General features: G+C 47.7%; 19 protein-coding genes and 1 riboswitch. Of the genes, 3 read left to right on the top strand and 16 right to left on the bottom strand.

From position 1 onward, the window contains the following. Window positions 1-174: 174 nt before the first annotated feature. From G9U52_RS27800 to G9U52_RS27770, 8 genes are all read right to left on the bottom strand, one after another. Window positions 175-1350 (bottom strand): HEAT repeat domain-containing protein, encoded by a 1176-nt coding sequence (locus tag G9U52_RS27800; protein ID WP_166153917.1) that lies wholly within the window; start codon window positions 1348-1350, stop codon window positions 175-177. Window positions 1351-1403: 53 nt separating this feature from the next. Then, entirely contained in the window at window positions 1404-1532 is a 129-nt protein-coding gene (locus tag G9U52_RS41060; protein WP_279538761.1) for a hypothetical protein, read from the bottom strand. Between the two features lie 370 nt (window positions 1533-1902). Next, window positions 1903-2670, bottom strand: coding sequence for a C40 family peptidase (locus G9U52_RS27795; protein ID WP_243767587.1), 768 nt, complete (start codon window positions 2668-2670; stop codon window positions 1903-1905). Further along, window positions 2670-2813: riboswitch (cyclic di-AMP (ydaO/yuaA leader) on the bottom strand. (Overlaps the previous gene by 1 nt.) Before the next feature lie 119 nt (window positions 2814-2932). Beyond that, entirely contained in the window at window positions 2933-3478 is a 546-nt protein-coding gene (locus G9U52_RS27790) for a hemerythrin domain-containing protein (RefSeq protein WP_166153916.1), read from the bottom strand. 80 nt (window positions 3479-3558) lie between these two features. Next, window positions 3559-4185: a molybdenum cofactor guanylyltransferase gene (gene mobA, locus G9U52_RS27785; protein WP_166153915.1), complete on the bottom strand. Its 627-nt coding sequence runs from the start codon at window positions 4183-4185 to the stop codon at window positions 3559-3561. 102 nt (window positions 4186-4287) lie between these two features. Continuing rightward, window positions 4288-4833 carry a DoxX family protein gene (locus tag G9U52_RS27780; protein ID WP_207953243.1) on the bottom strand — a complete coding sequence of 182 codons (546 nt, stop codon included), beginning with the start codon at window positions 4831-4833 and terminating at the stop codon, window positions 4288-4290. Between the two features lie 357 nt (window positions 4834-5190). Then, window positions 5191-6303 carry a PAS domain-containing sensor histidine kinase gene (locus G9U52_RS27775; protein ID WP_166153936.1) on the bottom strand — a complete coding sequence of 371 codons (1113 nt, stop codon included), beginning with the start codon at window positions 6301-6303 and terminating at the stop codon, window positions 5191-5193. 40 nt (window positions 6304-6343) lie between these two features. Then, a complete protein-coding gene (locus tag G9U52_RS27770) occupies window positions 6344-6994 on the bottom strand; it encodes a response regulator (RefSeq protein WP_166153914.1) in 651 nt (216 codons plus the stop codon). A 246-nt stretch (window positions 6995-7240) separates the two neighbouring features. Here G9U52_RS27770 and G9U52_RS27765 point away from each other — a divergent pair, with 246 nt between their 5' ends. Beyond that, a complete protein-coding gene (locus G9U52_RS27765; RefSeq protein ID WP_166153935.1) occupies window positions 7241-7978 on the top strand; it encodes a Crp/Fnr family transcriptional regulator in 738 nt (245 codons plus the stop codon). 197 nt (window positions 7979-8175) lie between these two features. Here the strand turns inward: G9U52_RS27765 and G9U52_RS27760 are convergent, their stop codons facing one another. The 3 genes from G9U52_RS27760 to G9U52_RS27750 all read right to left on the bottom strand — a co-directional run bounded on the left by G9U52_RS27760 (window position 8176) and on the right by G9U52_RS27750 (window position 12139). Further along, on the bottom strand, window positions 8176-8814 hold the full coding sequence (locus G9U52_RS27760) for an NAD(P)-dependent oxidoreductase (protein ID WP_166153913.1): 639 nt from the start codon (window positions 8812-8814) through the stop codon (window positions 8176-8178). 29 nt (window positions 8815-8843) lie between these two features. Beyond that, window positions 8844-9716, bottom strand: coding sequence for a VOC family protein (locus G9U52_RS27755; protein ID WP_166153912.1), 873 nt, complete (start codon window positions 9714-9716; stop codon window positions 8844-8846). A 242-nt stretch (window positions 9717-9958) separates the two neighbouring features. After that, a complete protein-coding gene (locus G9U52_RS27750; RefSeq protein ID WP_166153911.1) occupies window positions 9959-12139 on the bottom strand; it encodes a malate synthase G in 2181 nt (726 codons plus the stop codon). A gap of 270 nt (window positions 12140-12409) precedes the next feature. Here G9U52_RS27750 and G9U52_RS27745 point away from each other — a divergent pair, with 270 nt between their 5' ends. Further along, complete coding sequence (locus G9U52_RS27745; RefSeq protein ID WP_166153910.1) at window positions 12410-13363, top strand: DMT family transporter; 954 nt, start codon at window positions 12410-12412, stop codon at window positions 13361-13363. A gap of 83 nt (window positions 13364-13446) precedes the next feature. On the opposite strand, the gene G9U52_RS27740 is transcribed toward G9U52_RS27745, so the two are convergent. Then, window positions 13447-14880, bottom strand: coding sequence for a four-carbon acid sugar kinase family protein (locus G9U52_RS27740; RefSeq protein WP_166153909.1), 1434 nt, complete (start codon window positions 14878-14880; stop codon window positions 13447-13449). Next, window positions 14873-15793: a 2-hydroxy-3-oxopropionate reductase gene (gene garR, locus G9U52_RS27735; RefSeq protein ID WP_166153908.1), complete on the bottom strand. Its 921-nt coding sequence runs from the start codon at window positions 15791-15793 to the stop codon at window positions 14873-14875. Before garR ends, G9U52_RS27740 begins: the two co-directional genes overlap by 8 nt. A gap of 179 nt (window positions 15794-15972) precedes the next feature. Between garR and G9U52_RS27730 the strand changes: the two genes are divergently transcribed. Continuing rightward, entirely contained in the window at window positions 15973-16593 is a 621-nt protein-coding gene (locus G9U52_RS27730; protein WP_207953247.1) for a GntR family transcriptional regulator, read from the top strand. A gap of 140 nt (window positions 16594-16733) precedes the next feature. Here the strand turns inward: G9U52_RS27730 and G9U52_RS27725 are convergent, their stop codons facing one another. Genes G9U52_RS27725 through G9U52_RS27715 form a run of 3 tightly spaced genes read right to left on the bottom strand, consistent with a single transcriptional unit; the run spans window position 16734 to window position 19503 of the window. Then, window positions 16734-17636, bottom strand: coding sequence for an AraC family transcriptional regulator (locus tag G9U52_RS27725; RefSeq protein ID WP_166153906.1), 903 nt, complete (start codon window positions 17634-17636; stop codon window positions 16734-16736). Window positions 17637-17685: 49 nt separating this feature from the next. Continuing rightward, window positions 17686-18561 (bottom strand): sugar phosphate isomerase/epimerase family protein, encoded by an 876-nt coding sequence (locus G9U52_RS27720; RefSeq protein ID WP_166153905.1) that lies wholly within the window; start codon window positions 18559-18561, stop codon window positions 17686-17688. 15 nt (window positions 18562-18576) lie between these two features. Continuing rightward, window positions 18577-19503 carry an NAD-dependent epimerase/dehydratase family protein gene (locus G9U52_RS27715; RefSeq protein ID WP_166153904.1) on the bottom strand — a complete coding sequence of 309 codons (927 nt, stop codon included), beginning with the start codon at window positions 19501-19503 and terminating at the stop codon, window positions 18577-18579. Window positions 19504-19515: the final 12 nt, after the last annotated feature.

Here is a 19515-nt window from a genome sequence, read left to right as displayed (position 1 = left end):
TCCTGCTCATTTTTACTAAAGTGTTTTTTACTCATATGCTCGCCCCCACTATTCTCTCTAGTATACAAAAAGGTACCCATACGCTAAACACTTTTTTTAAAGTGTCCAGTGTATGGGTACCAGTTTAATCTGGAGGCTTCTCTTTTCTTTATATAGCAAGGCGTGGCGCGAGCCTTAGCCAGCCTGGCTGTCACGCAGCTGTCGTGCCTGCTCAATATTATGGTAATAGTCCCGACTAGCGCTTAGAATCCAATTGCGGTGAAGCACGGCAGTTTCATCATGCTCCAGCTCGCCGTACGGCCATGCATCCAAGACGCCTATGGCATAATCCTTCATCAGCATCAGCAACGCTATGCTCCATTGGCGGGTTCCGCGGATACCGGGAACCAGCGGGTAGTACTGGTCGTATGCTGACCTGATCAGCGCATGCACAACCTCCTGCAGTACGCTGGGTACATCGGCTTGCTCCAGCTTCTCAGCCAGCTCAGTCGGCAGCTCAGGCTCATCCGTGGAAGCGAACTGCTCATATTCCGCTTCCGTGACAAAGCCTTGCTTCATCGCAATCCAAAGCTTCATACGGTCCAGTGCCGGCTTGTAAGCGGCTGGAACTGATACCGTCAGCTCAGGAACAGGATTATCCAGATTAATGACGAAGGATTCATCCATTTTTTGAATTCTCGCATTACCGCGAACGCCCAGCCATCTAAGCGCGAGCAAGGCATGGGTTCTCACTTTGCCATCTACCTCTTCATTGCGGCATACCCTGCGCAGCAGCTTCTCGCTGCGATTATCCGGCATCATGCAGAGTAGCCGGACCGCGGAGAGGATCGATTCCGGATCTTCCAGCCAAGCCTGGATCACGCCATATACGGTATCAATCGGCTCCGACATCAGCCAATCCAGCTCGATTTTACGTTCAGCGAACTCATCCAAGCTAAGCATGCCTTGTTCCTTCAATGTATCTTCGCCATGGCGAGTAACCAGGTCTGCGTAGGAAGCCTCCAAATCATCAGCCATTTGGATAAAGGCCTGGCGCTCTTGGGCGTTTACTCCAAATCTTATAGACATGGCCCGTGTCCACTCCGACATCGCATTAGGACTTTGCTGGAACATCATCAGGGCAAAGGTCACCATATCCTTATCGTAGGGCAAGGGCTGCTTAGCGAACCTTGCCAGAATCGTCTGGGCATCATTTTCCCTGCGCATCAAGCTAAGTGACAGAACAAGCCCATTCCAGGCATTCCCATTGTTGGCATCTTCAAGGACGGCACGATAAAAGCAAAAAGCAGATGCTCCATATGACTCCGCTTGCAAATAATGACGACCTAAACCATTAACATCTTGACTCATTGTAAGTTCAACCCCCGTGTCTTGTTTTAAACAAGTATACAACACTAGTAACATCAAGCAAAATTATTTATTTGAGAACGCTCTTCTACACTAAACAAGCCCAAAATATCCTCTTCACAAAGCTCGATTTGGAAGGTTTGCAGGTAGCCAGTTGAAGAATAACCTGTCCCAAAATCATTCATCGCAATAGACAGGCATAGCTTTTTAACTCCATATACCTTTGTGCCTGGTCGCCGTGATCCATAGCATAATGGGAGCGCTCACCGTCGGTATATTCTATACTTTTCCATATATGCAAACGTCATGAAATAGCTCCTTTTAGCTGTCCCTAGTTAGTCATACCGTGTTGTGAAGAAGCCTATAAACCCATATATTCGACATAGCCTGGAGTTTTCCTTTGTAGCTTGCACTAAACCTAAAGCCCTGATCTTTTAGCCGAAGCATGGACTGTGAACATCTTCGCCTCACTTGGGCAAGACAGCAAAAAACCTGCCTACGGGCAGGTCTAAGCTTTATGCTTTGGCAGGGTTATTGTGGTGGTTGGTATATCTTTTATGTCAAACGTTTGGCGCCAACGAACTTCCTACCCCAGTAACCCGTCGTAATACTCTCGACCGAGACCCCACCAGAGGAGGTAGCTGAGATGAATTGCTCGTTGCCCAAATATATCCCTACATGAGAGGTTCTGCTTCCTTCAGCAAAAAAGACCAGATCGCCTTCTTGCAATTCGTTTACTCTTGTTCCTACAGAATCGTACATCTCCACGGAAGTTCTGGGTAGCTTGATCCCGCTTTGTTGAAAAATATAACCTACATAACCAGAGCAGTCAAAACCTTTGGGTGAGCTTCCACCCCATACATATGGCACGCCTAAGTAATTAAAGGCTGTTTGTAAAACAGACGATTGTGGCTTCGGAGCATACCAAGCCGGGGCGTGATAGGCACCATCTACACCGATGATAGCAACGCGATTCGTGACATCCCATTGAACCCTGTAGCCGAGCGAATCCGCAATCAAACGAAGTGGGACATGCTCGCTTTCTGGTGAAAGTCCAGAATTCGCATTCTTGAATAACGGCAGTTGGTTCGCTTGAAAACCGAGCTGCTCACTTAAATACTTCAAAGGCACATACAAATTACCGCTACCACGTTCGATAAAGGGCTGTGGTGTACCTTCGGGGAAAGCCACTACACTATCATTGATTTGGATCCTTACTCCGATTGTTGCAGCGGCATGTACTTCTTGCGTTTGCAGGAGCGAAAACAGGCTCAGCGTGAAAAAAGCGATCAACAAATAAAGCTTCATAGAAAAAAGATTCAAATGATTCCTCCTGCGGCCTTCGAGGTTAGTTGACGGATTCGGGAAGAGGTAGCTCCCTAGTTCGAAGTAAACGAACATTCACCCCATGTGAATAATCCCCCGTACCAGCTCTTATGATGAGCTAGATTCGACCTTTTTTAACAGGTTAGCACACTTTGTAACCAAACTTCAAACTTATGAAACGATTCAACCGTCCTTTTTTATGGATTGGGTACTAATTATTTTTGATTTTCGTCATAGTTTTACCATATTTAGGGATATATCAAGAGAAAAGGCAATCTATATCCGTCAATACCTGCTCCGTTAATGGAAAGACTAGCTCTTCCTCTTTAACAAAATGCTCCTGCAAAATACGGCACGCTTGAACCAAATACGCCGCTGCCTGGTTTAAGCTCATGGCTTCGGGATTCGCCTTAAGCTTATGAACCGCTCTTAAAAAAGACTGCATGTATTCGTCCGCCAACTCGTGGTCCTTCTCTATCGTCCAAAAGGATGGAATCATGGTGGGTGCCATATTACTATTGAAATAAGCGTTCAGGAATGGGAATAGCTCTGCTTCCTCCCAATTGGAATGTCGCTCTAGCTCTTCTCTGAATGCCAACGTCCATAACCGCAAATGGAGCAACGACTGCATGGATCCTAACTTATCATTGGACAGTTCAACTTGTGTCGCTTGCTTCTCCATCTCTTGCAGCACCAGCTTCAGCTCTCCGTGCTCTTGCTTCAAGCGCTCCAATGCCTCCGACAGGGCTGTCATATGGGCAACCCCAAACTCGGCTTCTACTTGTGGTTGTTGATATCTTTTCATTCTTACCCCTCCTAATAATGATGCGGAGCTATTACAGCTCCGATGTGATTAGACTATGATGATCCCGAATTAGACTATAATTAACCTGAACTGGCATTAGCCTTCTCTAGACGTTGCAGTACGTTGCAGCATTGCGTGTAATCGGTCCTTGTTTTGATCGCCATAGTAAAATTGCATTCGATCCCGGCCTCTCTGAACTCAGGCTCAATCGCTTCCTGCCAGAGTAATACCTTGCCCAGAGCAGAAAGCTGGGTCTCCTGATTTTTCAGTAGCGTCCAAATAGGCGTCGCGCAATCACGGTCATAAATGCCATGCAGCGGGTGCATAACGCCCTGAAGCCAAGGGATGATTGCTTCCATGCCTTGCTTTTTCTTAAGCAGCATCAGCCTCGCTGCTTGAGGTGACAGAAACGGCATATCACAACCTACCACCCAAGCATTCTGGTTGAGCGAGAGGGTGAGCCCGGCATGCATGCCACTTAACGGACCTTTGCCAGGCACATAGTCCGTTATAATCCGCACTGATGCATCTACTGTGCGCAGAAACGATCTTGGTGTATTGGTGACTACAATAATCTCGCTGCATAACTCCCGCATCATTCGGATCTGGCGTACAAGCAGCGTTTCAGCTCCAAGCATTAGCAGGCTTTTATTTTCACCGCCCATGCGTACGCTTTCCCCACCTGCCAAAATAATTCCTGACAGCATACCGACCTTCTCCTTTCAATGACACCTTCATAGAAAAAGAGGCTGGATCGTAGCCCATGACGACCTTAACCCAGCACTCACATTCCTTGGGATCCTTAGTGGTTAGGCATGGGCGCGTTTATTCGTCCCCGTTGGTGTGGGATGGTCGTCATGCCCTTCTTTATTAAATTTATGAAGCAGCTTGTGCAGTAAAGGGGTGAAGTAGTAATCAACACCAAACCTGCCTGCATTCGTTCCTGCCAAGAGGATAATACCGCCTAACATTATTAACCATGGGTTGGTGCTAACTGTTCCTGCAAGCATGAACATGAAGTTCATTAGCAATCCGAAAAACGCCGCGACCGTCGTAAGTGCACCCACGATAAGTCCCAAACCTACCAGCAGCTCTCCGATGGGGATGACCGTATTAAATATAGCTGCATTGGGTAAAGCAAAGTGCTCTAGAAATGCTGTAAAAGTTGGATAAATCAGCTCATTCGTCGCTTTATCTATAACAGGTTTGGCTACGGCTCCCTTGATAAAGCCAGTAGCATCAAACCCTCCTGTAAGTTTATGCCAGCCTGCTAGAGTCCATTCCAAGCCTAGGTAAATCCTAAGCACGAACCATATTCCCGCCGCATACACATTTTCTCGCATCCATTTCATCATCTTAAACATCTCCTATTTGTTGGTGAATCCCATTCAGGTAATATCATTCAGTGGCACTTAGCAGCAGTTATTTCATACTAGATCGTTTGTAAGGCAATGTGGTATCCATAGCCATTCCCCTTCCAATCCTTGTGCTTGCGGAGGTTTGTTGCTTCATCTCCATGGCTTTAATTTATCACACCGCATCGGTATTAGATGTGAATTACATCACACCCTTCACTAAACTTTTACACGGCAACAAACATAAGAAAAGACCGTCCGATGGGCATCGGACGGTCTTTTGATGTGCTGACCCTTACCTTTGTGCGCTGGTGAGGATATAGGTATGAGGTTCCAGCCGTTGTTGAAGGACCAAGCTTACCTCTCACGCTTATGAGGAATGACCAAGATAACCTCAGTCCCCATTCCCGGCTCGGACTGAATCGTTAGCTTGCCGCCCACCGAGCGAGCACGCTCCTCCATACTGAACAAGCCTACCCCCTTGGAGCTAGACTGCCGGGCAAACCCGATACCCGTATCTCCAACCACAGCCTTAATTGCATCAGGCAAATCCTCCAGTGTAACCGTAGCCTCACCCGTATCGGCATATTTGCCAACATTGGTTAACGCCTCCTGAACCGTCCGATAAATCGTCGTTTCCTCTTGGGCCTCCAGCCTTCGACGCAGATTGGTATCGAATTTTACTTTAATTCCGTAATGCCCAGAAAAATTGTCGATGTACGTGCGAATCGCAGGTACAACGCCAAGATCATCCAGCACGGAGGGCCTTAATTGCCAAGCAAGCCCGCGGACATCCTCGATAATATGTGACACATAATTGCGTATAGCTTCCAAATCGGGATGGACCTTTTCACCAATGAGCCGATCCATCTGGATAATGAGCGAAAATAGGCTTTGCCCGATCCCATCATGCAGCTCACGGGAAAATCGCCTGCGCTCCTCCTCCTGGATATTCATCACCTGCTTCATCATCAATTGAAGCTCTTCCTCCACACGCTTTAGCTCGGTAACCTCGTTACGGATCGCCAGAAACTGGTAGGGATTCCCCTTTTCTTCCAGAAAAGGGACTATGGTTGTATTGACCCAATACAAGCTGCCGTCTTTGGCGCGGTTTCTAATATCGCCGCGCCATACCTTACCTGCGGAAATCGTGCTCCACAAATCCTGCATAAAAGCTTTGCTATGGAAGCCGGAATTAATAATGCGGTGGTCTTTGCCTATGAGCTCAATCTGCTCATACTTGGAAATTTCGCAAAATTTATCGTTTACGTATTGGATGAGGCCCTTATGATCCGTCACGGCTACAATCGATGATTCGTCTAACGCAAATTTAAGATCCGCCAGCTGCTTCAGCGATTGCTCAAGCTCCAGCCGGATCTCCGGGTCTTGGATATGCGCTTCGAGCTTGGCGATTAAAGCCACTACATGCTGCCCAATCACCTCGGTGGGCACCTGCTCTTGCTTTTCCACTCGCTTACGTTGTTCTACTTGAGCAGGCTCCTGCTTTGGCTTATTCAAAATTAAGCAGCCCCTTTTTCATGGCATATTTAACAAGCTCTGGCCTCGTTTTGAGGTGCAGCTTTTCCATTACATTGGATTTATGCGATTCCACGGTCTTTACGCTAATCACCAATTGCTCCGCAACCTCTTTATTGCTGTAGCCCTTTGCTACCAAGGAAACGACTTCCTTTTCACGGTCGGAAAGCGTATCAAAGCTGCTGCTATCTCCACCTTGAAGCTGGTCCACATATTGACTCATTAAGCGTTTGGTTGCGGTTGGATACAAATACGCATGGCCGGCTGCAACCGAGCGGATCGCCTTTAAAAGCTCCTCATGTGGAGCTGTTTTTAGAATATAACCAGATGCTCCGGCATGAATAGCCCTGAACAAATATTCGTCGTCATCATGCATCGTTAAAATGAGCACAGCTAGATCCGGCAAAGCCTGCTTTAAGTCTTTGGCCGCGCTTAAGCCATCTTTGCCATTTGGCATGCTTAAATCCATCAGTACTACATCGGGACGCAAGCGTAAAGCCAGCTCGATCGCTTCATTCCCTTCGGAGGCCTCGCCAATAACCTCCATATCTTCCTTCGCATTCAACAGCATCATAAGCCCGGATCGAACCACGGCATGGTCATCGACAATACATAGCTTAATCATGTTATTCCCTCAGCTTCCCTACTGCCTACACAGATGGTTTCATTCGTACCTGCTTCAAATTTTAGCATATTCCTACCTCTTCTGCTTGCACTACTTTACCTAATTAGCTAAAACCTGCGGGCAGGCCAGGGAATTCCCTGATCCACTATCAGGGATTACCTTGAAAGATCAGGTGATACCCCGATGCCATTTTATAGAAATAACGGCTATGATAAAGATATCGAATACGGAGAGGGGATGGCTGGGATGGCCATTAATGAATATATGCGTACAGCGGAAATCGAAATCAACACCAAAGAGGGAATCTCCAATTTCTTCTCGGCGGAAAATCTGGAAAGACTTAAAAGCATTATGTACACCAAAAGTGCAAAAGCTGACTCTTTCCTCTTCTGGGAAGGTGATCGTGCTGACTACCTTTACTATGTAAAAAAGGGCCTCGTGAAATTAACCAAAACGACGGATACCGGGAGCAAAATCACCTTGTATTTGCATCATGCGGATGATCTTTTTGGACAAATTGACCCTTTCCAGGAATCGGCGCATACCTTCAATGCCGAGGTCATCGAGGATGCGGAATTCGGAATTATTCAGCAAAAGGATCTGGAAACCCTGCTGTGGCAGCATGGGGACCTCGCGATTGAATTTATGAAATGGATGGGCATGACACATCGAACAACGCAGACCAAATTTCGCGACCTCATGCTGTATGGAAAGCCGGGTGCGCTTTGCTCATTATTAATTCGTTTGAGTAATTCCTACGGTGTCGCTGTTGGTGAGGAAATTACGATATCGAAGAAAATCAACAATACTGAGATGGCTGAGATGATTGGCGCTACCCGTGAAAGCGTCAACCGGATGCTCAGTGATCTTCGCAAGCAAGAAGCGATTGTCGTGGACAATGGCACGGTTACGATCAAGAGCTTAAGCTTCCTTCGCGATATTTGCAAATGCGAAAACTGCCCGAAAGAAATTTGCAGGGTATAGCGGTATTGCGGTATACCGGCGAACGACGGCGCTGAGCCATTACTTGTTACCTGACGGGCAGCCCGCCCGTTAATTATCTATAAAATGTAGGATATCCCTAACAAGGTAAACAGTTCTCTCTCATAAGCCAAGAAAAAGCACCTCTGAGCTCCCTATCGAAGCAGGTTCAGAGGTGCTTTTTGTTTGCAATTCAACAATTACTCAGTCTCAGCGACCACTGTAAATCGTTCGTTGATATGCTTGGGCCGCTCAAGCTCATCAATGACGGCAATCGCATAATCGGCATAGCTAATGTAGCTTTCTCCCTTAGCGTTCATCAACAGGTGATCTTTACCCTGCTGGTATGAGCCTGTTCTTGCACCACCCGGAGTAAAAGCAATCGCAGGGCTAATAAATGTCCATGAAAGAGAATCGGTTTGCTGCAAAATATTCAGGTTCTCGCCTTGATTCGAAGCCGTTGGGAAGTATGCTGCTGGAAATTGAGGCGTATCCATTAATCGGGTCGTTTTGTCTGGATCAACGAACAAGCTTCCCGCACCACCTACCACAACTAATCGTGTGGAGGAGTTTTTAAGCGCTTCGATCAACACATTACCTGCTTCCACATGTTGCTGCTCTTGCCCTTGCGGTGCGCCGAAAGCATTAACTACCGCATCAAATGCCGTTAAATCTTCAGCCGTAAGCTTCAGTATATCTTTCTCCAATACAGAAACGCTTGATTCTACGATTTTAGCAGCATCTCTTACGATAGCTGTTACTTGATGCCCTCTGCTAATTGCCTCTTGGCTAATCAAGCTGCCTGCTTTACCACTGGCTCCAATAATTGCGATCTTCATTGTATGCTCGCCATCCTTTTTTATCATCATTATTTTGATTGTAAGGTCAGTCTTAACTCGATTTGTGAAGGGTCCTTAACAATCCAGGTCGCATTCTGCTCAGTAACCGCATATCCGCCACTGCGTAAATTGGCAAGGATTCGCTGCAGCTCCTGTTCGCCAGGGACGACAACCTTGTAATACTTCAAGCCGGTTCCGTCGACAGGTGCTGGTGGAGCTCCGATTCCCGCCCATACATTCAGGCCGATATGGTGGTGGTACCCACCCGCAGATATAAATAAGGCGCCCATCGTTGCTGACATATTCGCGATAATGTCGAAGCCAAGAATATCGCAGTAAAATTCCTTCGACTTTTGCAGGTCGCTAACATGGAAATGGATATGCCCGATGATCGTGCCTACTGGCATGCCCGTCCACGGATGCCCCTCTGCTTCCTTCAGCAAGCCGTCCCAATCGATCGGATCGGTTGCCATCTTCACATTTCCTTGGGCATCATACGTCCAGCTTTCCCGTGGGCGGTCTCGGTAAATTTCGATGCCATTGTTATCGGGATCGGCAATATATAAAGCCTCACTCACCAGATGGTCGGCTTGCCCGATATGAATACCGGAGTCAATGAGGTTCCTCAAAGAGAGGCCCAATGACCTGCGGTCAGGCAATAAAATCGCAAAATGATAAAGGCCTGCTGCCGAGCGGCGCGGCACGATGTTGGCAGTAGAAATCTCATGCAGCACTACCAATGGCTTGATTCCATCGACGGTGAGCTCTGCACGATTCGCAGCTTGTGTTAAAACGCGTAAGCCTACCACATCCTGATAAAACCTTAATGACCTTTCCAGGTCACTTACCTTAAGATGCACTTCACCAAGCACTGTATCGGAATGAATAGATTGCTGTACCACTGAATCATCTCCCTTATAAATAAAACTTTTAATCTAATTACTATTTGTAACTAAATATATAATTATAATTACAATATGTCAAATATAATGTTTACTTTTAGTAACCGATCTATATAGGTTTGTCAAGGATTTCGACAAAACCAAAAAAGAGAGGCTTTTATAAGCCTCTCCACTACGTGTTTCTTCTATGATAAGGTGCCCATTACTGGTTTGATGGAACTCTGCTTATATCTAAAGTGATGCTACGCCTTAAGTGCAACGCTCGATTTGAACTCGATCCGGCGGCGATGCAAAATCGGCTCTGTATAGCCATTCGGCTGATTGTAGCCTTCGAACACCAGCTCGCATGCCGCTTGGAAGGCTATCGAGCCTTCGAAATTAGCGGCCATCGGGCGGTAGATCGGGTCGCCTGCGTTCTGTCCATCAACAACAGCAGCCATCCGCCTCAATGTCTCTGTCACCTGCTCCTTGGTGCAAACGCCATGATGCAGCCAGTTTGCGATATGCTGGCTGGAGATCCTCAGTGTCGCGCGGTCTTCCATCAGCCCTACATTGTTAATATCCGGCACCTTAGAGCAGCCGATGCCTTGCTCTACCCAACGAACTACATACCCTAGTATGCCTTGGGCATTGTTATCCAGCTCCTGCTGGATGTCCGTGGCGCTCCACTCGGGATGCTCCGCTACCGGAATTTGCAGAATATCATCACGTAAATCGCTGATCGCTGCTTTGAGCTGGTCCTGCACATCCTTCACCACCACTTGGTGATAGTGGAGGGCATGTAAGGTAGCTGCTGTAGGCGACGGAACCCACGCTGTATTGGCGCCAGCCTTCGGATGCCCAATTTTCTGCTTCAGCATATCGCTCATCAGGTCGGGCATCGCCCACATCCCCTTGCCGATCTGCGCATGGCCTTGCAGCCCACAATCCAAGCCTACGTTTACATTCGACTTTTCGTAGCTTTGCAGCCATGTCGAAGCTTTCATATCACTTTTTCGAATCATGGGGCCTGCTTCCATAGAGGTGTGCATTTCATCGCCCGTGCGATCCAAGAAGCCCGTATTAATGAACACGATCCGATCCTTAACTTCACGGATGCAAGCCTTCAGGTTCAGTGAGGTACGGCGTTCTTCATCCATAACCCCGATTTTCAAGGTATGGCGCGCTAGTCCGAGCAAATCCTCGATACGATCAAACAAAACGTTAGCAAATGCCGCTTCTGCGGAGCCGTGCATTTTGGGTTTTACAATATAGATGGAGCCTTTAGCCGAATTCTGGTAAGGCCCGTTTCCTAAAAGCGTGTGCTTGGCAATCAAGCTGGTCATAACGCCATCCAGAATACCTTCGGGAATTTCCTGGCCATCCTTGTCAAGGATCGCATTAATCGTCATCAAATGGCCTACATTACGTACAAACAACAAGGAGCGTCCACGCAGACTAATCGCATCACCGGCAGGCGATGTATACTTGCGGTCAGGATTCATCGCACGTGTAACGGTGCTATTGCCCTTGGAGAAGACCGCTTGCAAATCGCCCTTCATCAGCCCCAGCCAACTGCTGTACACCAGTACCTTATCCTCGGCATCGACAGCGGTAACTGAATCCTCACAATCCATAATCGTAGTGATCGCCGATTCCAGCACGATGTCCTTCACATTCGCTTTGTCAGTCTTGCCAATGGCATGGCTGCTGTCAATCTGGATTTCAAAATGCAGCCCATTATTGACCAGCAGCACAGCTGTCGGGCTATCCGCTTGCCCTTGGTAGCCTACAAGCTTGGAAGCTGCCTTCAGGCCGACCGTGCTTCCATTTTCAAGTGAAACCGCCAGCTGCCCCTCAACTACCGAATAGTTCACGGCATCGGCGTGAGAGCCTTCCGAAAGTGGCGCTGATTGGTCTAGAAAATCCTTCGCAAATGCGATCACCTTCTCGCCACGTATGGGATTGTACGCAGCTTGGCGCTCGGCGCCGCCTTCATCACTGATGGCATCGGTTCCATATAAAGCATCATAAAGGCTTCCCCAACGGGCATTGGAAGCATTCAGGGCATATCGGGCGTTATTGACCGGAACGACCAATTGTGGGCCAGCCTGCACCGCAATTTCATCATCTACATTTTGTGTAGTGACCTGGAAGTCCTCTGCCTCTGGCTCAAGGTAGCCAATCTCCTGCAAATAAGCTTTATAGGCCGCGAAATCAAAGCTATCCTTATGTTGGGTGTGCCACTTATTTAATAAATGCTGGAGATCATCCCTCTTGGCTAATAATGCCTTGTTCTTCGGCGCCAAATCGTGAATTAAGGCTGCGAAGCCCGACCAAAATTGCTCGGCATCAACTCCGCTACCAGGAATCGCCTGCTGGTTAACGAAATCATAAAGAGCTGAAGCAACTTGAAGATTACCTACTTGTTTATAATTGTCCAATGTGTTGTCCTCCTAAGAATTCGCTCTAGCAAATCAGCAGCATAAGTTGAAAGCTGAAACCAAATAAAGAAGTTAATATGAATCTGTTCATTATAATGAACCTTGTTCATGAATTATGCCTTTATTGTAGCATCATCCGGCAAACGGGTCAATGAAAATGCAAACGTGGTTTGAAGCTTTAACTTTTCTCCCCCTTTTATTTGTTCTGTGGTAAACTGCTGTATTAGGATTACATCTGCTATCACACTTATAATAAGGCAGGAGGCTGGTATGGGAGAATTTATTGCTATTTGCGCGCTTATTATGTTTTCGGTTAACGTCATCATAACCAAAGTTGCCAGCACCCGACTTGATTTAAATACCGGCTTTTTAATCTCGATAGCTGTCAACGTGCTATTTTCCGGATTCGTGCTGATCACCCTTTTGCTGACCCGAGGACAACCTCTGCAATTCCATGCATTGGGCTTTTTTATGTTTGTTTTGTCGGGATTGTTTGCCTCGTACTTGGGGCGCTATCTTTACTTCGATTCGATTGCCAAATTGGGACCAGCCAAAGCAAGCACCTTCATGGTCAGCAATCCACTATTTACGGTTGTGTTCTCATGGCTGTTCCTTAACGAACGGCTGCAAGCTTTGGAGCTGGCAGCTATGCTGGTCGTATTGGTCGGGTTGTTCGTGGTCAGCTATGTTCCGGCAGCTAACCGCAAGAGCGAATCGAGGGAGCTCGGCAGTCGGATAAGCTGGAAGGGGTTAAATGGGCTAAGTCGGTTAAGCAGGCTAAGTGGTCTGGCCAACCCTGGCGTAATGCTCGCTTTGATGGGTTCGATCAGCTATGCCTTGGGCAATATTACCCGTGGCTCCGCTATCTTGGATTGGAACGAGCCGGTGCTGGGTGGTTTTCTGGGTGCCCTAACAGGTCTCGTGCTGCAACTATTGCTGAATAAAAAAACAAGATCATTCCTCAGCGACTTACGTGTTGCCGATAAGCGAGGTATTTGGCTGTATGCGATTAGCGGGGTACTGACGATCTCTGCACAGGTCGGGCATATTGCCGCCATGCACTATATCCCAGTCTCGATCGCGACAATGATTACGAATTCCCAGCCCTTGCTGGTTATACCGCTCAGTTATTTTTTGCTTAAAAATCAGGAGGGCATTAATTTACGGACGATATGCGGGAGCTTGCTCGTGTTAGTGGGGATTGGGACGATTACGTTAGTGTAGACCATCTGTGAAACGATGAAAGACATCGTAAGGGGCAAGCTCTGCCCACCCCCTAACACTTCTACATAGATGTCCTATCTATATCAGCCCTCAATTCTCTCAACAGCCTCTAATAAGGCACGGTCACCGCCAACATTACCCGGAAACACGATATAAGGAATGCCACTGAACTTCGCTTCGTCTCCGGTCAACCACACCGGAATCCCCGCTGCCACCTGGCCCAGTACCCGCGCCTTGCGGATGGAAAGCCCCTTTGTCGCCACATCGCTTGAGGTAATGCCGCCTTTGGCAATGATAAACTTCGGAACGACCTCAAGCGATTGCACAACCTCAACAAGCGCACCTGACACCTTTTGGCTGATCTTGAAGTTATCGGCTTTGTTGTCTACAGCGATCAACCTGCGGCTGCTGGATACGACCACATTGCTCCCAGCGGCAAGCTGCCGGTTGGCTTCTGTAATAACGCGCCCAAGCTCCTGCCCATACTGGGTCGGGTCGAGAAGCTGCTCCACATCGATCTCCAGACTGATTATCCCCGGATAGGCCAGCAATTGCTCCAGCTGCCGTGTGGTCTTCTGGACATAAGAGCCAACGATGATGAGGCCTCCGTGGGCCTCCTGCCCGCTCGCAACCAGCTTTTCCTTGGGCAGGTAATCTTGGTTAGTGATGCCTGCATAGGATTTGACAAAAGAGGCCGCGGTGCGGAAAATAAAGGCTTTACCTTGCCCCTCTGCTTGCTGCAAGGCTAACGACAGCACATCCATATCTGCATAAGTGAGCACATTGACAATAATCGGGATGTTGCCCGTTGCTCCCAGCAGCACTTCCTTCACTGCATCTGGTCCCCTGCGAATTTGCTCCAGCGCAATAACGAGGCATTCAGCCGCTTGGATACGGCCCTCGGTCTTTTCTTCCACCCATTCGGTTAAATCGCCGCTTTCATAGCCAAATACTTTATCCTTGGCAAATTCTGTTTCATGCACGGGAACAAGCCGTTGATCCTCTATCATATAATGCGTGTTGCCATAGGTCACCCGTCCCCCCTCGAAAAAAGCGGGAATGATCAGGTGCCCATCATAGCTACGTCCGCTCAAGTGCGCTACTTCCTCCGCTAACACATCGGTTTCCAGCGGATAATATCCCCGCAGCATCGAGTCACTGCGGCTGATCAAGGTGAAAGCTTTACCCTTCTCCGTTGCTACGGCCTGAACATTGCGCGCGATTTCGCGGTTGATTCGTTCTGCGTTCGTTGCATCAAGGCCACGTGTGTTCGTAAGGATATAAAATAATGATTCCGGGGCATCGAACGCTTCGCGCAGCAGCTCCTTATCCCATGCGGTCAAGACATCGATGTCATGGACGGTCTGAACACCTGTCGGGTCATCATCCAGAACGATAATTTTCCGATGCTGGGAATTAAGATTCTGTTTAATCTTCTCCCGCAGGCCGCCGTCATTCCATTCAGCAGGCAATCCCGCTTGAAGAGCATCAAAAGCTGTATAGTTGGCTTTATTCATAATGCTTGCCACTAGGCTTAACCTTATGCGTTACCTGAACGCCAGCTAGCTTCTCAAAATATTGGACGATGCCTCCATGGTCGTCCGCAGCTTTGCCGTCAACCTTAAGTGCATGGAAGATTTCCAGCAGCTGGCTGCTCAGCGGCAACGGCACACCCAGCTCATGCGCGGTTTCCATAACATTCGCCATATCCTTAAGATTGATGTCTATCCGTCCACCAGCTACAAAGTTGCGATCCAGAATAAGTGGTACTTTCGCATCTAACACGTTGCTACCAGCCAGCCCACTCCGGATGGCCTGGTACATCTTCTCGATGTCAATTCCAGCTTTTGCAGCAAACACAAGTGCCTCTGACATCGCAGCAATATTCAGGTTAACGATAATTTGGTTAGCCAGCTTGGCTGTCGTGCCGGAGCCACTATCCCCTACAAGTGTGACATCTTTTCCAATTATTTGCAGAATATCCAGTACATTTGCAAATACGCTCTCGCTTCCGCCAACCATAATGGCCAGAGTGCCATCTACAGCTTTGGGTTCGCCTCCGCTTACAGGCGCATCCAGCATATGCAGACCCGCTTCAGCAGCCGATGCTGCCAGCTCCCGGGATACAACAGGCGAGATGGAGCTCATATCGATGAGGATACTTCCTGCTGATGCCCCTTGCAGAATCCCATTCTCGCCCAGGATCACTTCTTTCACATGCTGGGAATTAGGTAGCATAGTGAAAATAATATCGCTTTTACTAGCCACTTCCTTTGGTGATCCTGCTGCGAAGGCTCCTTTAGCCGCAAGTGCAGCAACTGCCTCTTGATTAATATCAAAAACGCTGAGCGCATAACCCGCCTTTAACAGGTTCGTTGACATAGGCCGCCCCATGATGCCCAAGCCAATAAATCCGATTCTTTGCTTCATTATATATGCCTCCCAAATTTAATATTGTAAACGTTATTTTTATTAACTAAAATTAATTGTACACATTTAATTTATTTTTGTATACAATATAATCAGTGGCGTATCCTTTATCATTTTATGTGGTACTTATTGTTTATGCACGCGCTTTTCGCTAAAGTAGAAGCTAGAGGTGAATAATGATGCAGGACAGCAACAATAAGTCGCTCTCGGCTTATCAACAATCGTATGAAGCGTTACGCGACATGATCCTGACCGGAACCATCAAGCAGGGAACCAAGCTTGTCGAGGAAAAGCTTGCCACTGAGCTTGGCGTCAGCCGGACTCCGATCCGCGAGTCCATACGCAAGCTGGAGCAGGAAGGGCTTATCGTAAATAAGCGTGTCGTCAAGCTTTCGGAAACCGACTTGCGTAATACCTTCGAGCTGAGAAAGCTGCTGGAAGGCCATGGAGCGCGAAGTGCCGCCGCTTACATGTCGGAGCAGGAGTATTTGGCACTGGAGCGTTGTGTGAAGATCGGGCGCTCGGGTAGCCTTGAAGCCATCATGGAAGCTAATAAGGAGTTTCATGAAATTATTATGCGTGCCAGCAACAATACGCTTATGATCGATTTGTTCGACCGCATGCAGTCTGTGATTTACCTGTTCCGGCAAACGGTCGTCTACCATAATCGCCCTTTCCTCATTGACGAGCACCAAAAAATCTGTGAAGCGATCGGTGCCCACGATGGCGATACGGCGGAGCAGCTAATGAAGGAGCATCTTCAGGCCGATCTTGATTTTTGCCTGCACCAGATCCGTTAGCTTCTATATCTCTCATCTAACAAAGAAGGAGCTCCACGATATCCGTGAAAGCTCCTTCTTTGTTAGATGTGTTGTTGCGTATGAGCCGACTTTAGCACGAGCTACAGATGCTGCAGTTATATGAATTAGCTGGTCCTGTTTTAATCTGTAATCGATTTCCTGTAGCAAGCCGGAGATGATCCTGTCCACCTTTTAAATTGTCTGCTGAAATGAGATAGCTCCCGATATCCGATCATCTCAGCAACATGGTCGATAGAAAGCTCTTTTTGCATTAATAGATGCTTGGCTTTTTGCAGGATTAAGTTTGATAGATATTGACGCGGTGATATTTGATAATGCTTCTTAAAGATCCGGTTGCAATAAGAAGGACTGATGCCAAAATCCGCTGCAATATCATCAATGCCGATTCGGTCTTCATCAGCTGGACCGTGAAGATGTGTATTTTTCACCATATTTTCAATTTTCTCCGCAATATTAAGCGCTAGTCGCTCATTCATCTTGGGGTCAGTTTTTCTTTCTTTCTCCGAAGTCAACTCATCGGCTATGCTCCCAAACAATTGAAACAACTCAGACAACATGAACATGCGGTCGCTGGCTTGTAGGGAAACTGTCTTTTGGGTAAATTCGATAAGCCGGTTCAGTAGGGGCAACACTTTGTTCGTCATTTGAGAATCACAAGGGTAATAGATTTGACTTGAACTATTAAGGACAGGAAGTAATTGACAGTCATCGATCTGAAAATGCAGACAAAAGTAAGTGAACTCTTTTTCATTACCAGAACGGTTATAATGGATAGCACCAGGTTGAATCAACAGCAGATCACCGGCTTGCTGGGCATACGTTTTTCCATTAATCGTGAAATCCTGGCAACCTTCTATCAGGTAATTGATTTCGTATTGAAAATGCTCGTGGGAAGGAAAAAACCAAGTTCCTTTTACATGACGAACATGCATACTGAACAGATGAAGATTCGTTTGAATGTCCTTTGCAAAGTATTCCTCTAATGTAAAATCACTGGTTTGCGCTCTTGCCGAATTAACCAAGCTGCATCACCCCCTCTTGCTTGCTAGCCATTCTTAGTTTCAAGAACATTCATCCTTTGAAATTATCATAACCCAGCCGCTGCAAATAGGCTTTGCTTATCTGGACAGCCTCTAAGGAAGCATGCATCGGCCGGCCTTTGCGGGTTTGGCTCCACTGATTTCCATCTAATTCAACTTGCGCATACCCCTTATAACCGATCTCTTCTAGGTAGTCCAGAATTCCCCTCACGTTCACACTGCCTTCGCCCAGAGGGGTATAGCCCAGAAATCCGGTAGTATCCACCTCCCGTCCTTCGGAATCATGTTCTATAGGCCCTCCAAGATAATCCTTGAGATGAATAATCTTAATAATATCATGGTATGCTTTGACAATTTCCAGAGGGTCAGAGCCTCCTTTGGCAATTTGACCAAGGTCAGGCGCAAAAGTAACGACACGCGTATCCACAGCATCCATGATGCGATGAATTTCTTCCTCCGTTTCTACGGGTGTGCCTGTATGCGGATGGAAGCAGCACAGCAGTCCCTTATCGGTGATCTGCTCGGCCAGCTCATTTAATGTTGCCATCATGTTAGGGATATGCTCATCTATAGAGAACAATTTCCGCTCCAGCATCTTGCCCCCGATGATCACCACGGCACCGTTATACTTCTTATAAAGCTCGACCCACTCCAGTACCTTACCGATTTCCTGCTGGCGTATGTCCGGATTCATAATATCCAAGTGGCAGTAGAGGGATGTCAGCTGCAACTGGCTTTGCTGAAAAATTTCCAGCAAATTGCGGTTCGCCACCTCCCACTCCTCCAGCACCCAGCCAAACGTTTCCGTCCCCCAATAGCCGCAGGCTGCGATCGCAGGTACAGCTATCGCAATATCTTCATTGGCCCATGTAATGGCCGTATGCCCGAATCGGATCTGTTTATTCATAGCGTCCTATTCCCCCTATTGATGATTTGGCTGATTTCTCCACGAGTATTGAGGCTTGTAACCAAGCTTCGTACGCAATTTGTGAGCTGTAATGAGTCCTTCCGTCCCTTCCAAATGAGTCGCCATTCCAACAAGATCCGGCCAAACCTTGCCCACCACTTCCCTCGTATCCTCTACATGACGGCTGTCTGTCAGCAAATGAAAGGCTTCAAACATATCCAAATTCTCAGCCTCGATCGCTAATGTAAAGGCTTGTGCCGCATCACGCGGATCCACATATTGATAAGTGGTTATCACCGGTCCGCCGATATGATCAGGCTTCGCCGCAAGCGTTATTCCGTATTTGTAGTCATCCTTGCGAAAAGGCCAATCAATCCCCTGTAAGCGAAAAGCAACCGCTCGAATACCATAGGCTCTGCTGTATGCCCGTAATATTTCTTCACCAAACACCTTCGACAACGCGTAGGTATCCTCGGGGCGATTCGGATGCTCTTCATCAATCGGCAAATAATCGACCTGGAACGGAGTGCCACTTAATCGGCGACCTAATCCCAAAGCGTAATAGGAGGAGGCAAAAGCAACCGTTCTCACATGCTTGAACCTCCGTGCAGCATCCATCAGGTAATAGGTTCCCATCGTATTCACCTTCATACACTCGTCTTCCGGCAGATTTTGGATTCGTGGCTGCCCCGGATGAAGATCAGTATCATACGGGATTGCAGCCAAATGGATGATCGCATCCGCCTCCGATAACGATATCGCCCGCATACAATCCTCCAAGGTTGTTAGATCGCCTTTGACAAACTGTACTCCCTTGGGATAGTCAGCTCCACTCGGTGCCACACAGTCAAAGCCTGTCACTCGGTAATCCCTTTCCAATAAATAATCAATCACATAACGCGCCAACCGACCGCTTCCACCCGTAACCAAGACACTTTTCATCCGTTTACCCGC

The sequence above is a fragment of the Paenibacillus agricola genome (genome assembly GCF_011440305.1).
GTDB lineage: Bacteria > Bacillota > Bacilli > Paenibacillales > NBRC-103111 > Paenibacillus_S > Paenibacillus_S agricola.
Note: the sequence above shows the minus strand (reverse complement) of the source record. Positions and strands in the feature narration are given on the sequence as shown.

Excerpts from the sequence above, each read along its gene's own strand:
- G9U52_RS27715 (WP_166153904.1), bottom strand. The coding sequence starts at position 19,503 with ATGAAAAGTGTCTTGGTTACGGGTGGAAGCGGTCGGTTGGCGCGTTAT.
- G9U52_RS27765 (WP_166153935.1), top strand. The coding sequence starts at position 7,241 with ATGGCCATTAATGAATATATGCGTACAGCGGAAATCGAAATCAACACC.
- G9U52_RS27740 (WP_166153909.1), bottom strand. The coding sequence starts at position 14,880 with ATGAATAAAGCCAACTATACAGCTTTTGATGCTCTTCAAGCGGGATTG.
- G9U52_RS27760 (WP_166153913.1), bottom strand. The coding sequence starts at position 8,814 with ATGAAGATCGCAATTATTGGAGCCAGTGGTAAAGCAGGCAGCTTGATT.
- G9U52_RS27790 (WP_166153916.1), bottom strand. The coding sequence starts at position 3,478 with ATGAAAAGATATCAACAACCACAAGTAGAAGCCGAGTTTGGGGTTGCC.
- mobA (WP_166153915.1), bottom strand. The coding sequence starts at position 4,185 with ATGCTGTCAGGAATTATTTTGGCAGGTGGGGAAAGCGTACGCATGGGC.
- G9U52_RS27720 (WP_166153905.1), bottom strand. The coding sequence starts at position 18,561 with ATGAATAAACAGATCCGATTCGGGCATACGGCCATTACATGGGCCAAT.
- G9U52_RS27770 (WP_166153914.1), bottom strand. The coding sequence starts at position 6,994 with ATGATTAAGCTATGTATTGTCGATGACCATGCCGTGGTTCGATCCGGG.
- G9U52_RS27780 (WP_207953243.1), bottom strand. The coding sequence starts at position 4,833 with ATGATGAAATGGATGCGAGAAAATGTGTATGCGGCGGGAATATGGTTC.
- G9U52_RS41060 (WP_279538761.1), bottom strand. The coding sequence starts at position 1,532 with ATGAATGATTTTGGGACAGGTTATTCTTCAACTGGCTACCTGCAAACC.
- G9U52_RS27730 (WP_207953247.1), top strand. The coding sequence starts at position 15,973 with ATGCAGGACAGCAACAATAAGTCGCTCTCGGCTTATCAACAATCGTAT.
- G9U52_RS27745 (WP_166153910.1), top strand. The coding sequence starts at position 12,410 with ATGGGAGAATTTATTGCTATTTGCGCGCTTATTATGTTTTCGGTTAAC.
- G9U52_RS27800 (WP_166153917.1), bottom strand. The coding sequence starts at position 1,350 with ATGAGTCAAGATGTTAATGGTTTAGGTCGTCATTATTTGCAAGCGGAG.
- garR (WP_166153908.1), bottom strand. The coding sequence starts at position 15,793 with ATGAAGCAAAGAATCGGATTTATTGGCTTGGGCATCATGGGGCGGCCT.